Origin of the sequence: Halorientalis marina, from assembly GCF_023028345.1 — an archaeon.
Classification (GTDB): Archaea; Halobacteriota; Halobacteria; order Halobacteriales; family Haloarculaceae; genus Halorientalis; species Halorientalis marina.
On the sequence record NZ_CP095487.1, the window covers coordinates 1,152,674 to 1,170,192 of the forward strand.

A 17,519-nucleotide genomic window follows, 5' to 3' on the forward strand; every position below is an offset into this window, starting at 1 on the left:
GGTCACGCCGTACCACTCGTCGCTCGGCTGGCAGTACACGCCCGTTCCTGTGGACCGTTCGCTCAAGGGTCTGTCGGAGCGCCACGCGGCCCGCTCAGCCGTTCCGGTAGCGGTCGATCCCGCCGCCGGCGATCAGGCCGAGCGAGAGCGCGGTCAGGACGAGCTGGAGCTCGCCGAACCAGAACGGGAGTTTCGGGAACACTGCCCGGATGCCGACCAGCGCGAGCGAGAGGACGGGCACGTCGTCGTCGCTGGTCTGGACCCGCTCGGACTGCTCGTAGCGCAGGTCCGGGTCGCTCGCGGTCGTCGTCGCGTTCGTCCCGTCGGTCGCGTCCGTGTCGTTCGTGATCGCCCCGCCGTCGCTCTCCGCCGTCGCGTTGGGCGTGTACGGGCCCGTGAGTTCCCCCTCGGGCTGGAGATCGGCCTCGTAGGGGATCAGATCCGTGCTGTTGCTCCAGACGACCCCGCCGCTGCGGTTCACCTCGAAGACGCGCGTATTGAGCGAGTCGGTGACGAGCGTGTTCCCGTTGGGGAGGCGGTCGGCGTCACGGGGCCAATCGAGGCCGAGGTCTCCGGCCTCTTCGAGGGCCCACGCCGGCCGCCAGGTGCCGTTGTCCTGACGGTGGAGTTCGACGATCCGGTCGTTCTCGCTGTCGGCCACGAGGATGGCCCCGTCACCGAGCCACTGGGGATTGTGCTGGTGGTCGATGACGTCGGGGTTCCCACAGCGAATCTCGCCGTCGCCGTCGTAGTCCTGGAGCTGCCCCCCGATGTCACAGGCGTCGTCGTTCTCCGCGGACCGGTCCTCGTTGATGACGTCGACGACGCCCTCGCCGCGCTCGATGACGACGATCTGGTTCGCGTTCCGGACGGAGACGAGGAAGCGGTCGTCGCCGAGGTAGTCGACGTCGTTGATGTGGAGCCAGTCGGTGGTCGTGGGATCCGGCGGAGCGTCGTAGAAGCCCGACTCCGCGGCGCGCCACTCCCACTCGACTTCGCCGTCGGAGACGACTACGACGCGCTCGTGTTCCATGTCGGTGAACACGAAGCTATCCTCACCGATCGGCTCCACGTCGTGGACCTCCCGGTGGGTCGGCGACCGGATGGGGAAGGTGTACTCCGAAACCGTCGCGGGCCCGCCCTCGGCGTCGGGGTCGATCACGCGGAAGCCGGTCTTGGTACAGGGCGGATCGTAGGGGTCACAGCCCGACTCGTAGTCGTTGTTGTGGAACCCGGCGACGACGTTGCCGTTGTCCATCCTCGTCGCGTCGAAGTAACTGTCGCGGTCGCTGACGCTCCAGATCCGCTCGCCGTCCCGAAGGAGGTAGACCTGCCCGTTGCGCTGCCACTGGGGCCCGCCACCCTGGATGGCGACGAGGACGCCGCCGGGGTCGGCCGAGTCGTTCGCTGCCGTCGTCGTCGTCCGGCTGTCGCTCGCGAGGACCGCGCTCCCGTCGCGGGCCACCTCGCGCGTCGGTGCCGTCGTGGCGCTCGCGACGAGGGTCGTGGTCAGGAGGACGACGCCCAGCGCGACGAAAACGGTACTCCGCGGGAACCTCATCGACCCGAGAGTCCGGCGGCCGGAATATATCTCTTCTGGACTCCCGTCCGGAATCCGGAGGTTCATACGCGAGGAGGACCCCACCTCCGCACACGACATGAGCGGCGACCGGGACCCGGCGACATCGGGTGAGGCAGGTGGTTCGAGTCGGGCAGCGGACGACGAGCCGCCGGCCTGGCGCGAGGTCTTCGGGTTCGACGAGCCCTACGCGAACCAGGCCGACGCCATCGAGTCGGCCATCGACGCCGGCCGCGCCGAGGGCTTCCTCGCGATGGAGGGTCCCTGCGGGACGGGAAAGACGATGGCCGCGCTCACCGCCGCGACGACGCTCGTTCGCGCGGGCGACTACGAACGCGTCGTCGTCGTCACGCCGGTCAAACAGCAACTCCAGCAGTTCGTCGACGACCTGCGGACCATCAACGCCGGTCTCGACGAGCCGATGGACGGCATCGCCCTCGTGGGCAAACGCGACCTCTGTCCCTACGGCCGCGAGGACGTGTTCCCCCGCGATTCGTCCGTCCACGACCGCTGTGAGGACCTCCGGGAGACCACCGCGCGCCTCGTCGAGGCCGACGGCGGCGGGACCGAGAGCAGTGTGGCGGCCGCCGACGCCGCCGTCGGCGGTGACGACGACGAGGAGACCTGGTGGGACCCGGGGAAGGCGAGCGACCTCGTGAAAGCCGCCCGGCAGGACGCCGGCGAGTTCGAGACGCTGACCGACGACCGGCTCTCGACGGCCGGGGCGACGTCGCCCTACCGCCGCGAACAGCCGAGCGCGCCCACCGAGGTGGACGACGACGAACCCCTCTACTGTCCGTTCGAGGCCGACTGGTACGCCCGGAACAAGGGCTCGCCCGTCGACTTCACCGCCGGCCGGCACAACGTCCTCACGAGCGAGGAGTTCCTGCCCGCCGCGACCGAGCGGGGGACCTGCCCCCACCGAGCGATGAGCGTCCTCCTCTCTGAGGCGGACGTGGTCGTCGGCAACTACAATCACCTGTTCGACCCCGGCTCCCGGCCGCTCGTGCAGGACGCCCTCGACGAGGATACCTTCGTCATCGTCGACGAGGCACACCGGCTGGAGGAGCGCGTCCGTGATCTCCTCTCGGACCGCGTCGGCCGGCACACGCTCGTCCGCGCCCGCAACGACTGCACCCAGCTCCTCCAGTTGGCCCGACAGAGCCGCGAACACGAGACGGAGGTCGACGACCTGCTCGCGACTCACGAGGTCACGCTCGACGCCGTGGAGCGGGCCCGGGAGTTCTACGACGACGTGGTGCGGTGGCTGACCGAGCGCGTCGCGGCCCACCTCGACGAGGAGTTCGGCGAGACCTGGCGGGAGCGCCCCGACGAACTGCCCGAGGAGCCCCGCGAGATACCCCTCCGTGACCCCGAGCACGAGGAGCGCGACGACCTGACGGAGTGGGCGGAAGGCGAGGGCTACACCGGTGACGTCTGGCGGACGCTGGACCGGGTGGGCGTGGCCGTCGACCGGACGCTGGAGGAACTCGGCGAGGGCCGGCAGTGCGTCGCGCCGGCGGTCGGCGCGACGATCCATAAGTGGTGGGAGCGCGACCACGTCACCCACTTCCGGGAGGTCGAACTGGAGGCGGCGCCGGCCGACAGCGACGCCGTTGCCCACCCCTGGCAGACGGTCTACACCGCCGGCCTCCTCCTGTACGACTGTATGCCCGCCGAGGCGCTGCGCTCGGTCTTCGACGAACTCGGCGGCGGTGTCCTGATGAGTGCGACGCTCGAACCGATCGACGTGTTCACGCGCGTCTCCGGGCTGGACGCGCTCGAACGGACGGGGACGGGCGGGGTCGCGGCCGACGACGACGACCCCGGGAGGCCCATCACGACGCGCAGCTACGGGCTGACCTTTCCCGAGGAGAACCGCGAGAGCTGGCTGGTCGACGCGACGGCCTACACCGCGCGCAACCGCGGTGACCCGGTCCGGGACCACGGCAACCGCGTCCGCGACGAGTACGAGCAGGTCCTCCGGACGGTCGCGCGGAGCCCGGGCAACGTCATGATCGCGATGCCGAACTACCGCGAGGCGGCCTGGGCCGGCGACTACCTCCGCGAGGTGGTCGAGAAGGACGTGCTCGTCGACGAGTCCTCCTCGAACGAGGCCACCGACGACCTGAAACGCGAGTTCTTCCACGGGCCAGGGAAAGTCCTCGTGACGAGTACGCGCGGGACGCTCACGGAGGGGGTCGACTACGACGGCGACAAACTCCACGCCTGTGCCGTCGTCGGCGTGCCGCTGGTCAACATCGGCTCGCCGCGAGTCCGGGCGGTCCGGGCGGCCTACGGCCGCGCGTTCGGCGAGGAGAACGCCTTCGAGTACGCGCTGACAGTGCCGGCGGTCCGGCGCGCCCGGCAGGCTATCGGCCGGGTCATCCGCGGGACCGACGAGGTGGGCGTCCGAATCTTCGTCGGCGAGCGCTACACGCCCGACGCCGTCCACTCCGTCCACGAGTACCTCTCCCCCGCAGAGCGCGCGGAGTTCGTTCGGATGACGCCCGACTTCCTCGCCGACCAGTTCACCGCCTTCTGGGCCGACCACGACCCGCCGGCCTGAGCCGTGTCACCGTGGCCCGTGGTGACGAGCCTGAACCGGATAATTTGGCCGGTAGGGTCGCTTCGAGCAGGGATTTGCCGGCGAGCGTTGCACGGATTCAGAAAGCCTATTTGCCGTGCTCACTCCCCTCCCGATGATGCCCGAGTGTCAGAACTGCGGTTCTTTCGTGACTGAAGACTACGTACGGGTGTTCACACCGGAGGTACACGACGGTCCGCGGGTCTGTCCCAACTGCGAGGACAAGATCCGCGACGGCAACGACGTTCGCGAGGCACGCTCCTCACGCTCCTGACGCCCCGGGTCGTCCGGGGTCGCCGCATCGCTCTCACACAAGGATTATTCTGGTCGCGTTCGCACCGGTCGGCCGATGGTCCCCGCGCTCTCTCGCCGACGCCTCCTCGCAGCCGCCGGCACGCTCGCTGTCGGCACGGGCATCGGCACCGCACTCGCGAGTTCGTCCGCCGGCTCCGGGTCGGCCTGGCCGATGGCTCGGCACGGCCCGGCGGGTCGGAGCCACGCCCCGGACGCGCGACCGCCACGCGACGGCGTCGCCGTCCGCTGGAAACGCCCGGTCGACTCCGACCGCGGGTTCGCCTACGGTGCGACGCCGGTCGTCGCCGACGGACGCGTGTACGTCGCCGGCGACGACCTGCGCGTTTTCGACGCCGGGACCGGACGCGACCGCTTCCGGGTCAACCGCGACCTCGGCACCGCCGCCGCCCTCGCGCCGGCGCGGGCGTACACCTCGCCGACGCTCGGCGTCGTCGAGTCGGGGCGCATCGGCGGCCTCCACGCCAACGGCGGACTCGACCTGTTCGGCAGCCAGGCGGGCGTCGAACGGTGGTCTATTTCGCAGGACCGCGGGACGCCGGTGTTCCCGAACGCGACGCCCGAGCAGCCCCCGCCGGTGGCCGCGGGCGAAACGCTCCTGTTCGCGACGGCCGGCGGGCTGCTCGCCGTCGACGCCAGCAGCGGGCGCGTCCGCTGGCGGGCCGGGACGGACTCGTCCCGCCCCGTCGTCCACGAGGGCGTGGTCTACGCCGCGGATTACCCCACCGGCGTCGTCGGGTACGATCTCGAGACCGGCGAGCGGCGGTTCGGCCACGAGGTCCCGGACACTCTCGCGCTCGGGGTAACCGCCGGCACCGACCGGCTCGTCGTCGCGACCGACGACGGCCTCGCGGGGATGGCCTACGACGGCACCGTCCGCTGGCAGTTCGCACCGGACGATCTCTACCGGGACCGCGGTGCCGTCGCGCTGGCCGACGGCGTCGCCTACGGAGGCTTCCGCGGTGAGGACGACGATTTCCTCGTCGCGGTCGACGCCGCCGACGGCACCGAACGCTGGCGGAGTCCGGCCGTCCCCGCGTCGGAGCCGCGGTTCGCCCCGCCGGCGGTCGCGGACGGCGTCGTCTACGTCCCCGAGCGCGACCGGGGGCTGGCGGGCGTCGACGCCGCAGACGGGTCGGTCCGCTGGCGGTTCGAGCCGAACGACGACCCGCTCCCGTGGTCGCCGGCGGCGCTCGCCGGCGACGCCCTCTACGCCGTCGGGAACGAGTACGTCTACGCGCTGGAGGAATCATGAGCACCGACGAACCGGCGGTCGAGGCGTCCGGCCCCGTCTCGTCGTCTTCGCCGCGGTTCTCGACCGCCGCCGTCCTCTCCGGCGCGCGCGACCGGCTCGCGGCACACCCCCGCGCGCTCGTCGCCTGCCTGCTCGCCGGTCTCGTCGTCGCGGGCGTCGACTGGCTCCTGCTCCACGACGCGGTGCCGACCGTTCGGTACGAGGGTATCGAGCAGGGACGCATCGCGGCGACGTTCCGCGTCGCCGTCGCCGTCGAGTCACGGGCGCGGGTGCCGCCGTCCGCCCTCCTCAACCTCACGCCGCGGTGGCTCGCCTGGACCGTCGGTCTCGTCCTCGCGAAGTACCTCGCCGTCGTCGCCGCGAGCGTCTACGCGCTCGCGACCCTGCTGGAGGTCGACCTCACGGCTCCGGCGGTCCTGCGCTACGGCGCACTCGTAGCGGTGCTGTGGCTCGGTGCCGGCCGGATCACCTTCGAGGGGGGTGCGGTCCTGTTCGGCCTCCCGCTCCTGATCGGCTTCTTCGTCGTCGCCGTCCGGCTCGTGCCGCTTCCGGGACGGGTGATTCGTGGGGATAGCATCCGGGCGGCGCTGGGCTGGAGCTGGCGCCGGGCCCGCGGGCACGGCTGGGCGCTGTTCGGCGTCGTCCTCGTCGTCGGGGTCGCGAACCACCTGCTGACGAGCGTGCCGGTCGTCGGCCCGGTCGGGAGCGGCGCAGTTGCGGCGCTGCACGCGGGCGTCGTGGCGACGGTCTGCCGCCGGTTGGCTGTCGCCGAGCGCGACGAGTCCGGGGCTACGTCGGGCGGTGACGGTCCGGACGCGGACGTGACCGCGGGGAGCGGCGACGGCCCGGGCACGGCCGACGAGAGCGATGACTGTCCGCCCACGTCGGACGAGGAGTCGGACGCCTGACTGGGCGAGACCGGGAAGTACACAAGTCCCGGGACGAACCGTCGCGTATGGACATCGAGGTCGAGCCCGTCGAGGAGATCGACGACGAGGCGGTGCCCCGCGGCGTGGACGCCGCCGAGTACGTCCTCTACGGCGGGAAGGGTGGCGTTGGAAAGACGACGATGGCGGCCGCGACCGCGCTCGCGAGCGCCCGCGACGACACCGCCACGCTCGTCGTCTCGACGGATCCCGCCCACTCGCTGTCGGACACGCTCGAAACCGATATTCCCGCGGAACCGGCCCGCATCCGCGAGGACATCCCCCTCTACGCCGCCGAAATCGACCCCGACGCCGCCGTCGGGGACGGTCCCTTCGACGCCGAGGGCGGCATGGGTGGACTGGGCGGCCTGGGGAAACTACTCGGCGGCGGGATGGGCGGTGCCGGCCCGGGCGGCGCAGGCCCCGGCGGACCCGGCGGCCAGGCGGGCGCGGGGCCAGAGCAGGACGCCGACGCCGAGTCGGTGGACCCCCTCTCCGGGCCGATGCCGGGCATGGACGAGGCCGCGGCCATGCGGATGTTGCTGGAGTATCTCGACGACGACCGCTTCGACCGGGTCGTCATCGACACGGCGCCGACGGGTCACACGCTCCGCCTGCTCGAACTGCCGGAGCTGATGGACTCGATGCTCGGCCGCCTGCTCACGCTCCGCCAGCGCATGAGCGGCCTCTTCGAGAACCTCACCGGGATGTTCGGCGGCGACGACGACGAGGACGCGGGCGCCGAGTTGCAGGACATGGAGGTTCTCCGCGAGCGGATCGAGCGGCTCCGGACGGTTCTCCGGGACCCAACGCGGACCGATTTCCGGATCGTGATGGTGCCGGAGGAACTGAGCGTCGTGGAGTCCCAGCGGATGCTCGGCCAGCTAGAGGACTTTGGCATCCCGGTCGGGACCGTCGTCGTCAATCGGGTGATGCAGGACCTCGCCGATATCGCCGACGTGGAGGGCGACTGGTTCGTCTCGCCCGACCTCGACGACTGCGAGTTCTGCCAGCGCCGCTGGCAGGTCCAGCAGCGCGCGCTGGGGGAGGCACAGGACCTCTTCCGGGGTCACGAGGTCAGGCGCGTCCCACTGTTCGCCGACGAGGTCCGCGGCGAGAACCTCCTTCGTGTGGTCGCGGCCTGCCTGGCGTAGCTACCGTCGCGCGAGGATTCGCGCGGCGGCGATTCCGACGCCGGCGATGAGGACCCCGAGCAGGCCGTTCAGCAGGAGGCCGAGCGGCCGCCCGTTCATTACGTTTTGCACACCCAGTGCGACGAACGCCAGCCCGACGAGGACGTGGAGTCCCAGTACGGCGGTCGGTGGGTTCGCGCCGACGTCGATTCCCAGATTCATACCCGCGTTCGGTGGCGTGGCCGCAAAAATCGCCCGGGTTCGGGCCGGCGGCAAGCCGTCGTCACGCCGCCGGCGTGTGTCAGGACTTCGTGACGACGAGTGCCCGCAGGTCGTTGACGTTCGTCCCCGTCCGGCCGGTCTCGATCAGCGCGTCGCGGGCGTCGAGGTAGCCGGCGGCGTCGTTGTTCCGCAACGCGGCCGTGGCGGCGCGGCGGTCGTCGACGGTGTCGCCGTCGACGAGGGCGCCCGCCGCGCCGCTGGCTCCGTCCTCGCCGTCGGTGTCGACACTCGCGAGGACGGCCGTCGCCGGGAGCGAGCGGGCCGCGCTCAGCGCGAACTCCGCGTTCGGCCCGCCCCGGCCGTCGCCCGTGACTGTCACCGTCGTCTCCCCGCCGGAGAGGACGACCGCGGGCGGCTCGATTGGGTTGCCGGTCGCCGCGATCTCGGTCGCGACCGCTGCCTGCGTGCGGGCGGCCTCGCGGGCCTCACCCTCGACCTGCGAGGAGAGGACGAGCGTCCGAAAGCCCGCGTCGGCGGCGGCCTCGCGGGCGGCGTCGAGCGCGGTCCACCCGTTCGCGAGGACGTGGTTCGTCACGCGGTCGAAACACGCGTCGTCCGCTGTCGGCGTCTCCGCGAGTTCGCCGGTCGCGCCCCCCTCCAGGCGCTCCCGGACGGCCGCGGGCGCGTCGATGCCGTACTCGTCGAGGACGGCCGCGGCGTCGGCGAACGTCGTCGGGTCCGGTGCCGTCGGCCCGCTCCCGATCACGGCGAGGTCGTCGCCGACCACGTCGGAAAACAGGAGGCCGACGACGGTCGCGGGCGCCGCCGCGCGGGCGAGCAGGCCGCCCTTGAGCGCCGAGCAGTGCTTGCGCACGGCGTTGATCTCGTTGATGGTCGCGCCGCTGTCGAGCAGGGCGTCGGTCACGGCTCGCAGGTCCGCGAGCGAGACGCTGTCGGCCGGTGCCGGGAGGAGCGCGCTCGCCCCGCCCGTGACGGTGGCGAGGACGAGCGTCCCCGCGTCGGCCGCCGCGACGGTCTCCCGGACCCGTTCGGCGCCGTCGACGCCTGCCGCGTCTGGGACGGGGTGACTCGCCTCGACGACCGCGATGCGATCCGTCGGCTCCGGGTCGTTCGTCACGACGACGCCGCCGGTCAGGCGGTCGCCGAGCAGGTCCTCGACGGCCGCCGCGACGCCCGCCGCCGCCTTCCCGCCGCCGACCAGGACGACCTCGTCGTACTCGTCGAGGTCGTAGGCGTTCCCGTCGACCAGCAGGTGGTCGCCGTCGAGCGCGAGGCGCTCGCGGACGACGTTGTCCGGGGCCGCGGCGCGGATGCCGGCCTCGACGCAGTGGAGCGCGGTCCGGTGGGTTGACGAGTCGGCGAGCGCGTCGCGGTTCGCGATCATCTAGACGAGTTTGCTGGCGAAGCGGAAGACCGTATCGCGCAGGCGGTCGGGGACGAACCGTGTGAGAAGCAGCAGGTTCGCCTGCCCGCCGACCGGGTAGCGCGCCTCGGGGTCGGCCGAACAGGTCGCCTCCCGGATGACCTCGGCGACCTCCTCCGGTTCCCCCGCGATGGCGCTTGTACCGCCGAAGAGCCGCTGTTGCTCGTAGAACTCGTAGAGGTCGTCGTAGGCACCCGACCGGTCCAGCCGGCCGTCGAGTTCCGCCGTCGCCCGGTCGTCGAAGTTCGTCGAGGTGGGACCCGGCTCGACCAGCACCACGTCGATCCCGTGGTCGTCGACCTCGTTGCGGAGCGCGTCGGTCAGCCCCTCCAGCGCGAACTTCGAGCCGGCGTAGACGCCCTGGCCCGGCGTCGAGATCCGCCCGGCGACGCTGGAGACGTTGACGATGGTCCCGTCGCCCTGCTCGCGCATGTGCGGGAGGACCGCCCGCGTGAGCCGGTGGGGGCCGTAGAGGTTCACGTCGAACTGGTCGTGGACCGCCTCGACCGGCACGTCCTCGACCGCGCCGAACTGGGCGTAGCCGGCGTTGTTCACCAGACACTCGATGCTCCCCTGCTCGTCGACGACGCGGTCGACGACTGACTCGATCTGGTCGTCCTCGGTCACGTCGAGTTCGGCCGTCTCACACCCCTCCTCGGCCAGGTCCGCCACGTCGTCGGTGTCGCGGGCGGTCGCGTACACCGTCCAGTCCTCCTCGTGGAAGGCCTTCGCCGTCGCGCGACCGATCCCCGATGAAGACCCCGTGATCAGCACCGTCTTCGCTGTCATACCCGCTCTCTCGACCGCCAGCAGTTAAGTCCCGACGATATCTTTCGCCTCGTCGGCGTAGGCGTCGGCCCGCCGCGTCGGCTCCGGGAGCTTGTAGCCGGCCGTACAGGCCAGGGCGAAGTCCGCCGCCGTCTCGGCGCTCACGCGGTGGCCCGGACTGACGTACACCGGATTCACGTGGCGGTTCGGGGAGTCGTACTGTTTCGTCTGGACGGCGTACCCGATGGTCGTTCCGGCGGGCGCGGTCACGTCCGCGTCGGCCGCGATGGCGACGCGGTCGCCGGCGGCCAGCCCCGCAGTGTCGGCCTCGGGCTCCCCACAGAGGAGGTTCTTGGCGATACCGAAACTCGGCAGGTCGAGCGTCACGCCGACGTGGGTCGCCAGCCCGGCCTCGCGGAAGTGTATCCGGCCGCTCCCGTCGAAGACCGCGAGGTCCGGGTCGACGGAGAGTTCCCGGAAGCCGGCGAGGATGGCGCCGCCCTCACGGAAGCTCAACAGGCCCGGGATGTACGGGATTTCGGTCGGCGCGACGGCGTGGACCCGCTCGACCACCTCGCCGCCCCGCATCGCCACGAGCGCGCTCACCGCGCGGTCGTCGTCGAGGAAGGCCTGATCGACGCCGACGACGACGGGCCGGTCCGCCGACGCCTCGCCGGCCGCGTCGCCGAGCCGTTGCTGCCCGGCGTCGCGCTCCCGGCAGACGCCGGCGGGGTCGAACGCGAAGTCGTCGGCAAAGACCGCGCGGTCGGCGATGTCGCGCTGGAGGGCTTCCATCGCCTCGCGGTCGAGACTCGCGTCGGGGACGAACTCGGGGTGGACGGGCTCCATGTCAGAAGGGGCCGCGGCCGCCGGGGCCGCCGGGGCCACCCGGACCGCGGCCGCCCATGCCGCCGCCGAGCTGGAGCTGTGACGGGGCGCTGAGCTTGTCCTTGACGCGCTGGCCGTAGGCCAGGCCGATGACGAGGCCGACGCCGTGGGCGACGTGGGCGATGCCGCCGCCGGCGAACCCGAGGATGCCGAAGGCCGTCAGGCCGGCGTAGGCGATGGTGATGAGCCACAGCGGGACGGGCAGGATGAAGTAGAGGTAGACCCGGAGGCTGGGGTTCAGGACGGTCAGGACGCCCATGATCGCCAGCGCGGCGCCGGAGGCCCCGAGCGCGCCGACGCCGATGCCCTGGTAGGCCTGGATCGCGATCTGGCCGAGGCCGGCGAGGACGCCGCTCCCGAGAAAGAGCAGCGCGAAGTCACGGGAGCCGACGTACTGCTCGACGATCCGGCCGAAGAAGTAGATCACGATGCTGTTGCCGGCGATGTGGAAGAAGCCGAAGGGGGAGTGCGAGAAGATGGAGGTCACCCACGTCCAGACGTACTCCGGATGCTGTGGCGAGATCACGAAGAGGGCGTTGTGGGCGCTCTCTCCCAGCGTCAGGAGGACGACGTGCTGGAGGAGGAAGACGACCCAGATGACGCCGAGAAAGACGTAGGTCATGTTGCCCCGGAAGTAGCCGAAGACGCCGCCGGGGCCGGTGTTGACCCCCATGCGACTCAGCACGTTCCCGCTCCCGCCGCCGCGCTGGTTCACGGAGTCGTCGAAGCCGCTGTCGAACACCTTGTCCGGGTCGTTCCAGTTCTCCAGGCCCGGACAGCCGTGGTTCTCGGGGAGGCGGTGGTCGGCACAGTAGGTCCCCCCGCAGTGACGACACTGGTACGGCATGTTCTCCTCTTTGCCGCACTGGTCACACTTCGCCATTGGCGAGCCGTATGTGACCGCGCGGGAAAGGCTTTCCCCACCTGTGTCCGCCCCGGAAAACGGGGCTGGCACGCGGTTCCGGGCCGATTCGCACCCCGCCCGTGACTGCCGGCCTCGGCACTGTTTTGAGCCTCCGGCCCCGACTGTTCACTGTGAAAGAGTTCGAGCGCAAAGGCCTCATCGAGCGCACCGAGCGCGAGGGTGCGACGGTGGGCGCGGACATCCCGGAGACCATCGAGGTCCAGGGTGAGGACGTGGACCTCCAGGCGTTCGTCTTCGAGATCAAGAAGCGCGACACCGTCCCCGCGGGCGAGCGCGAGCGGGTCGAACGCGCCAAGAAGAACCTCCGGCGCGAGCGCCTCCAGCGCAAGCAACGGCTGGAGGAGGGCGACATCTCTTATGAGGAAGGCGAGCATCTCGTCGAGGCTATCATCGGCATCGACCGCGCGCTGAACGCCCTCGAACAGCTGGGGCCGACCGACCTCGAACGGGAGGTCGAGGCCCAGGAGACCGCCGACCGGAAGCGCTGGATGCGGTTCCTGCAGAAGGCACTCGGCAACGAGGACGCGAGCAGCGGCGGCGTCGGCGTCGGTCGCGGGGGGAACTGAGATGGCCCGCAACGAGGAGGTCGCCGGCCTGCTGGAGGAGTTCGCCGACCTCCTGGAGGCCCAGGACGTGGAGTACAAGCCCCGGTCGTACCGCCGGGCCGCCGAGAACGTCCGCGCCCACTCCCGGGCCATCGAGGACCTCGCCGCCGAGGGACAGGACGCGGTCGGGGAGATCGACGGCGTCGGCGACGCCATCTCGTCGAAGATCGTCGAGTACGTCGAGACCGGCGAGATCGAGGAACTCGAAGAACTGCGGGCGGACCTGCCCGTCGACATGGCCGCGCTGACGAGCGTCGAGGGCGTCGGCCCCAAGACCGTGGGGACGCTGTACGAGGAACTCGGAATCACGGACCTCGACGACCTGCAGGCCGCGGCCGAGAACGAGGAAATCCGCGAGGTCGAGGGGTTCGGCCCGAAGACCGAGGAGAAAATCCGCGAGAACATAGACTTCGCCCGGGAGGCCCACGGGCGGGAACTGCTGGCCGAGGCCCGGCCCTACGGCGAGCGCATCCGGGACTATCTCGCGGACGTGGCCGCCGTCGACGAAGTCGCGTTGGCGGGGTCGATCCGGCGCTGGCGCGCGACCATCGGCGACGTGGACGTGCTGGTCGGCAGCGCGGACGACGAGGCGGTCGTCGCGGCGTTCACCGACTGGGAGGCCGCCGACACGGTCATCGAGGCCGGCACGAACAAGGCCAGCCTGCGGACCGACGGCTTCCGGGTCGATCTCCGCGTCGTCGTCACCGAGGAGTTCGGCAGCGCGCTCCAGTACTTCACGGGGAGCAAAGACCACAACGTCGCCGTCAGGAACCGCGCCATCGAACGAGACCTGAAGATGAACGAGTACGGGACGTTCGACGTGTCCGAGGTCGCGGACGCCGACGCCGGCCAGCGCGTCGGCGAGCGGGTCGCGGGCCGCACCGAGGAGAGTATGTACGCGGCGCTGGACCTGCCGTGGATTCCCCCGGAACTCCGGGAGGACCGCGGCGAGGTCGCGGCCGCCGCCGAGGGACGCCTCCCGGACCTGCTCGACGAGGGCGACCTCCGGGGCGACCTCCACACGCACACGGAGTGGTCCGACGGCAGGAACACGGTCCGGGAGCTGGCCGAGGGCGCTGCCGCGTTCGGCCACGACTACCTCGCGATCACCGACCACGCGACCGGGCCGGGGATGGTCGGCGGCGTCGGCCTCTCCGACGACGACCTGCGCGACCAGCTCGACGAAATCAGGGCGGTCGACGAGTCGGTCGACATCGACCTCGTCGCCGGCGTCGAGGCGAACGTCGGCGCCGACGGGAGTGTCTCGGTGGCCGACGACGTGCTCGCCGACCTCGACTGCGTGGTCGCCTCCCCGCACGCCGCCCTCTCGGGCGACGGGACCGAGCGCCTGCTCGCGGCCATCGACCATCCCGAGGTCGACATCCTCGGCCACCCGACGGGACGGTTGTTGAACCAGCGCGAGGGGCTGGATCTGGACGTGGCGACCGTCGCCGAGGCCGCGGCCGAGGAGGGAGTCGCGCTGGAAGTCAACAGCGACCCCCGCCGCCTCGATCTGGACGGGAGCGCGGTCAAGACGGCTATCGAAGCGGGCGCGACCGTCGCCGTCAACACCGATGCTCACCAGCCGGGGAGCCTCTCGTATATCCGCTACGGCGTCCACACGGCGCGCCGGGGCTGGGCCGAGGCCGGCGACGTACTCAACGCCCGGGACGCCGACGGCGTCCGTGACTTCCTGGAATGACTGGTGGCAGTCCCGGGGCGAGCGACCCCGAGACGGACGACCCCGAGCGTATCCGGGGACGGCTCCTGCTCGACGTGATGCTCGGGAAACTCGCGACGTACCTGCGGATGTGTGGCTTCGACGCCGCGTACGCGCTCGACCGCGGCGTCGAGGCCGACAACCGGATCCTGGGAATCGCCCGGAGCGAGGGGCGGACCCTGCTGACCCGCGACCGGCGGCTGGCGAACCGCCGGAGCGACTCGGTGCTGCTAACGAGCAAGGATATCGACGACCAGCTCCGGGAACTCCGGGCGGCGGGCTTTCGACTCGAACTCGACGACAGCCCGACGCGCTGTGGCCGCTGTAACGGGCGGGTCGAACCGGTCGAGGGGACGACGACGGCCGACCCAGCGGGCGCGGGGCGGGCGCCGGACCCGCCGGACTACGCCCCGGACCCGGCCGCAGTCGACTGCTGGCGCTGTCGGGAGTGCGACCAGTGGTTCTGGAAAGGGAGCCACTGGGACGACGTGGCGGCCCGGCTCGACGGTCTGGACGGCGAGTGAGGTCGGATCGTCCCCCGCGCTGTTCACGCCCGAAAGCGGCTCACAGGGAGGGCGACCAGCCGACAGTGCCGCCGAGCGCGTGCCGCCCCAGTTCGTCTCGCTCGATTAGCTCTCCCACTCGGGTTCTCTGTCCTCGACGAAGGCGGCCATCCCCTCCTCCTGGTCGGCGGTGTCGAACAGCCCGGACCAGAGCCGCTGCTCGTAGTCCAGCCCGGTGTCGAGGTGCGTGCGGTGGACCTTCGTGAACGCCTCCTTGGCCGCCCGGATGGCGTACTTCGGCTGGGCGGCGATTTCAGCGGCGAGGTCATGGACGTGGTCGTCCAGTTGGTCGTGGGCCACCACGTCGCCGACGAGGCCGTACTGGTCGGCGTCCTCGGCGTCGATGCGTTCCGCGAAGTAGACGAGGCGGCGGGCGACCTCGTCGTCGACGAGGCGAGCGAGCCGCTGGATGCCGCCCCAGCCGGGCATGATGCCGACGCTGACCTCGACCTGGCCGATGACCGCTCGCTCGCTGGCGACGCGCATATCCGCCGCCAGCGCGAGTTCACAGCCGCCGCCGAAGGCGTAGCCGTTGATCGCCGCGATGACCGGCACCGGGAACGTCTCGGTTTTGGTCATCACCCGGTGCCCGAGTTCGGAGTACTCCTGTGCCTCCTGGACGCCGAGGTCCTTCATGTACGCCAGGTCCGCGCCGGCGACGAAGGCGTCGTCGCCCGCACCGGTCACGACCAGCGCTCGCGTGTCCCGCTTTTCCGCCTCGTCGAGCGCTTCGTCGAGCGCCTCCAGCGTGGCGACGTTCAGCGCGTTCAGCCGGTCCGGCCGGTCGACCGTGATCGTCGTGATGCCGTCCTCCGTGTCGAGTTCGACCGTGTCCCAGGTCATAGCCCAACTGCGCCGACCGGCCCCATAAGCGCTCGGGCGCTCCCGGGAACTGACGAGTGGTGTGTGAACACGCCACATTGCCCGTCGGATGCAGAAGGTCGAAATAGGTGCTTCGCCTACCGCCGGACGATGACCCTCTCGGAGGAGGCCCGCGAGCGACTCGCCGACGTCGTGGCGCTCCAGCCCACGAAGAACGCCGAACTCCAGGATCAGTGGGGGATGAACAGCGGCAGCGAGGTCCACGGCTACCTCGAATCCGAACTGAGCGACTACTACTACCGCGACGACGACTCGCTGATCTGTGCGACCGACGAGGCCGCGGCGCTGGTCGGCGCCGAGACGGAGACCGACGACGGCGAGCGCATCGTCCGCGTCCCCGTGCTCCAGGCCGCCGTCCTCGGCGTCGTCGCCGGCCCCGACGAGGACTCGGAGAGCGTCGTCTCCGTCCTCCAGAAACTCCGGGAGGCGGGCCACGACCCCGCCGTCGAGGACGTCCGGAGCGCACTCCGCAATCTCTCGAACAAGGGACTGATCGAGACCGTCCAGCGAACGGTGCCGACCTTCCGGCTGGCACTCGACCGCGACGAGTTCGTCGTCGAGGAGATGGACTGACCGCGCTGCCGCCCTCTCGCTACTTCTCTCGCCCCGGCCGCTGCCGGCGCCGCTGTCGGTCGAGCAGTCGCTTGATCGCCTTCCCGGGACCGCCCGTGACGGGCCACCCGCGCTGGCGCCACGCCGGCGGTTCCGGTTCCCACTGCGGACAGGAGCCCGAACACTCCGCTGCAGTCGGGTGTCGCCCCTTCGCCGCACACCACGGGAGCACGTCGCCGTCCGCCGACCGCACCTCGAAGTGCCGGCAGTCCGGCCGCATCGTGTCGACGTAGGAGCGCCAGCCCCGCTCGTAGGCACGTTCGGCGATTTCGATACGCTTGTCGGCCTTCCACTCCGGGTCGGCGTACTCGAAGCGAGCGGCCGAGGCGTCGTGGCCCGTCCCGGTCGGTCGCTCCGCGATGATGGTCCCCGGGTCGTCGACGGCGAGCGCCCGCGGGTGCCAGGCCACCTCGGCAGCGTCGTCGTCGACGAGGAGGACGCCCGCCTCGACGGGGACGTCCTCGAGCAGTGCGGGCTCGACGGTCGCGCCGGTCGCGGTCGTCGCCACCCACACCTCGTCGGCGAGCGCGAGCGCCACGTCCCGCTGGAGCTGGGGCGCGAGGTCGCGGGCGGCGCTCGCGTCGAGGTCCGGCTTGTTCTCGACGGCGACGAGTCGTTCGACCCAGTCCGGGTAGGGCCACTTCCGGCGGAGTTCGATCCGGCCGCGCCCGTCCTTGCGGGTGTCGACGATGCCGCGGTCGCTCGCGCGGTGGACCGCCTCGCGGACGTACTGCCAGGGGTAGCCCGGGTCCGGGAGGGCGTCCCGGTACCACGCCCACTCGGCGGGGGCGTTGCGGACGACGTGCAGCAGGTCCGAATCGAGTCGCTCCGGGCCGAACCGCGCCCGCCGCCGGAGCGCGTCGGGGTCGGCCTCCACGACGATGGTGTCCCAGCGGCGCCGCTTCGTCCCGAGCTGTCGAGCGATGACTGCGGTCGTGTCGCCGACTGCGTCGCTCCCGCTGGGCGGCCACTCGCGTTCGGCCCACTGGCAGACCCGGAGCTCGAAGGTGAACTCCGCGGTGTCGTCGCTCACGGCTCCCGGTCGGGGCCGGGGCGACTTAAGCGGGTCGTCGGCCGTGGGCCGGGACTCCGTCGGCG

Annotated in this window: 17 protein-coding genes; 9 read left to right on the forward strand and 8 right to left on the reverse strand. The window is 71.3% G+C overall.

All coding sequences use genetic code 11. From position 1 onward, the window contains the following. Nucleotides 1-94: 94 nt before the first annotated feature. On the reverse strand, nt 95-1,561 hold the full coding sequence (locus MUG96_RS05895; RefSeq protein ID WP_246987393.1) for an aryl-sulfate sulfotransferase: 1,467 nt from the start codon (nt 1,559-1,561) through the stop codon (nt 95-97). A gap of 97 nt (nt 1,562-1,658) precedes the next feature. Here MUG96_RS05895 and MUG96_RS05900 point away from each other — a divergent pair, with 97 nt between their 5' ends. The 5 genes from MUG96_RS05900 (at nt 1,659) to MUG96_RS05915 (ending at nt 7,813) form a co-directional block, all read left to right on the forward strand. Continuing rightward, nucleotides 1,659-4,148: an ATP-dependent DNA helicase gene (locus MUG96_RS05900; RefSeq protein WP_246987395.1), complete on the forward strand. Its 2,490-nt coding sequence runs from the start codon at nt 1,659-1,661 to the stop codon at nt 4,146-4,148. A 136-nt stretch (nt 4,149-4,284) separates the two neighbouring features. Further along, complete coding sequence (locus MUG96_RS24125; RefSeq protein ID WP_443984563.1) at nt 4,285-4,440, forward strand: DUF7563 family protein; 156 nt, start codon at nt 4,285-4,287, stop codon at nt 4,438-4,440. 75 nt (nt 4,441-4,515) lie between these two features. Next, nucleotides 4,516-5,733, forward strand: a complete 1,218-nt coding sequence (locus MUG96_RS05905; protein ID WP_246987397.1) for an outer membrane protein assembly factor BamB family protein — start codon at nt 4,516-4,518, stop codon at nt 5,731-5,733. Continuing rightward, nucleotides 5,730-6,641 carry a hypothetical protein gene (locus tag MUG96_RS05910; RefSeq protein WP_246987399.1) on the forward strand — a complete coding sequence of 304 codons (912 nt, stop codon included), beginning with the start codon at nt 5,730-5,732 and terminating at the stop codon, nt 6,639-6,641. The genes MUG96_RS05905 and MUG96_RS05910 overlap by 4 nt, the downstream gene beginning before the upstream one ends. A 47-nt stretch (nt 6,642-6,688) precedes the next feature. Further along, entirely contained in the window at nt 6,689-7,813 is a 1,125-nt protein-coding gene (locus MUG96_RS05915) for an ArsA family ATPase (RefSeq protein WP_246987401.1), read from the forward strand. On the opposite strand, the gene MUG96_RS05920 is transcribed toward MUG96_RS05915, so the two are convergent. The 5 genes from MUG96_RS05920 to MUG96_RS05940 all read right to left on the reverse strand — a co-directional run bounded on the left by MUG96_RS05920 (nt 7,814) and on the right by MUG96_RS05940 (nt 11,997). After that, nucleotides 7,814-8,014 carry a hypothetical protein gene (locus MUG96_RS05920; protein ID WP_246987403.1) on the reverse strand — a complete coding sequence of 67 codons (201 nt, stop codon included), beginning with the start codon at nt 8,012-8,014 and terminating at the stop codon, nt 7,814-7,816. Nucleotides 8,015-8,093: 79 nt separating this feature from the next. Further along, nucleotides 8,094-9,419 carry a glycerate kinase type-2 family protein gene (locus MUG96_RS05925; RefSeq protein WP_246987405.1) on the reverse strand — a complete coding sequence of 442 codons (1,326 nt, stop codon included), beginning with the start codon at nt 9,417-9,419 and terminating at the stop codon, nt 8,094-8,096. After that, nucleotides 9,420-10,247, reverse strand: coding sequence for an SDR family oxidoreductase (locus MUG96_RS05930; protein ID WP_246987406.1), 828 nt, complete (start codon nt 10,245-10,247; stop codon nt 9,420-9,422). A 24-nt stretch (nt 10,248-10,271) separates the two neighbouring features. Beyond that, on the reverse strand, nt 10,272-11,075 hold the full coding sequence (locus MUG96_RS05935) for an endonuclease V (protein ID WP_246987407.1): 804 nt from the start codon (nt 11,073-11,075) through the stop codon (nt 10,272-10,274). Between the two features lies 1 nt (nt 11,076). Next, on the reverse strand, nt 11,077-11,997 hold the full coding sequence (locus MUG96_RS05940) for a rhomboid family intramembrane serine protease (protein WP_246987408.1): 921 nt from the start codon (nt 11,995-11,997) through the stop codon (nt 11,077-11,079). Nucleotides 11,998-12,149: 152 nt separating this feature from the next. On the opposite strand from MUG96_RS05940, the gene MUG96_RS05945 reads away from it, so the two are divergent. Genes MUG96_RS05945 through MUG96_RS05955 form a run of 3 tightly spaced genes read left to right on the forward strand, consistent with a single transcriptional unit; the run spans nt 12,150 to nt 14,888 of the window. After that, nucleotides 12,150-12,605 (forward strand): DUF5788 family protein, encoded by a 456-nt coding sequence (locus MUG96_RS05945; protein WP_246987409.1) that lies wholly within the window; start codon nt 12,150-12,152, stop codon nt 12,603-12,605. Nucleotide 12,606: 1 nt separating this feature from the next. Then, complete coding sequence (polX, locus tag MUG96_RS05950) at nt 12,607-14,346, forward strand: DNA polymerase/3'-5' exonuclease PolX (RefSeq protein ID WP_246987410.1); 1,740 nt, start codon at nt 12,607-12,609, stop codon at nt 14,344-14,346. Beyond that, nucleotides 14,343-14,888 carry a Mut7-C RNAse domain-containing protein gene (locus MUG96_RS05955; RefSeq protein ID WP_256465434.1) on the forward strand — a complete coding sequence of 182 codons (546 nt, stop codon included), beginning with the start codon at nt 14,343-14,345 and terminating at the stop codon, nt 14,886-14,888. Before polX ends, MUG96_RS05955 begins: the two co-directional genes overlap by 4 nt. A gap of 105 nt (nt 14,889-14,993) precedes the next feature. On the opposite strand, the gene MUG96_RS05960 is transcribed toward MUG96_RS05955, so the two are convergent. Further along, entirely contained in the window at nt 14,994-15,770 is a 777-nt protein-coding gene (locus MUG96_RS05960; protein ID WP_246987411.1) for an enoyl-CoA hydratase/isomerase family protein, read from the reverse strand. A 129-nt stretch (nt 15,771-15,899) separates the two neighbouring features. Between MUG96_RS05960 and MUG96_RS05965 the strand changes: the two genes are divergently transcribed. Next, the gene (locus tag MUG96_RS05965; protein ID WP_246987412.1) at nt 15,900-16,382 is read left to right on the forward strand and encodes a DUF5797 family protein; all 483 of its coding nucleotides are present in this window, start codon (nt 15,900-15,902) and stop codon (nt 16,380-16,382) included. A 19-nt stretch (nt 16,383-16,401) separates the two neighbouring features. On the opposite strand, the gene MUG96_RS05970 is transcribed toward MUG96_RS05965, so the two are convergent. Beyond that, the gene (locus MUG96_RS05970) at nt 16,402-17,454 is read right to left on the reverse strand and encodes a DUF5787 family protein (RefSeq protein ID WP_246987414.1); all 1,053 of its coding nucleotides are present in this window, start codon (nt 17,452-17,454) and stop codon (nt 16,402-16,404) included. Between the last annotated feature and the right edge of the window lie 65 nt (nt 17,455-17,519).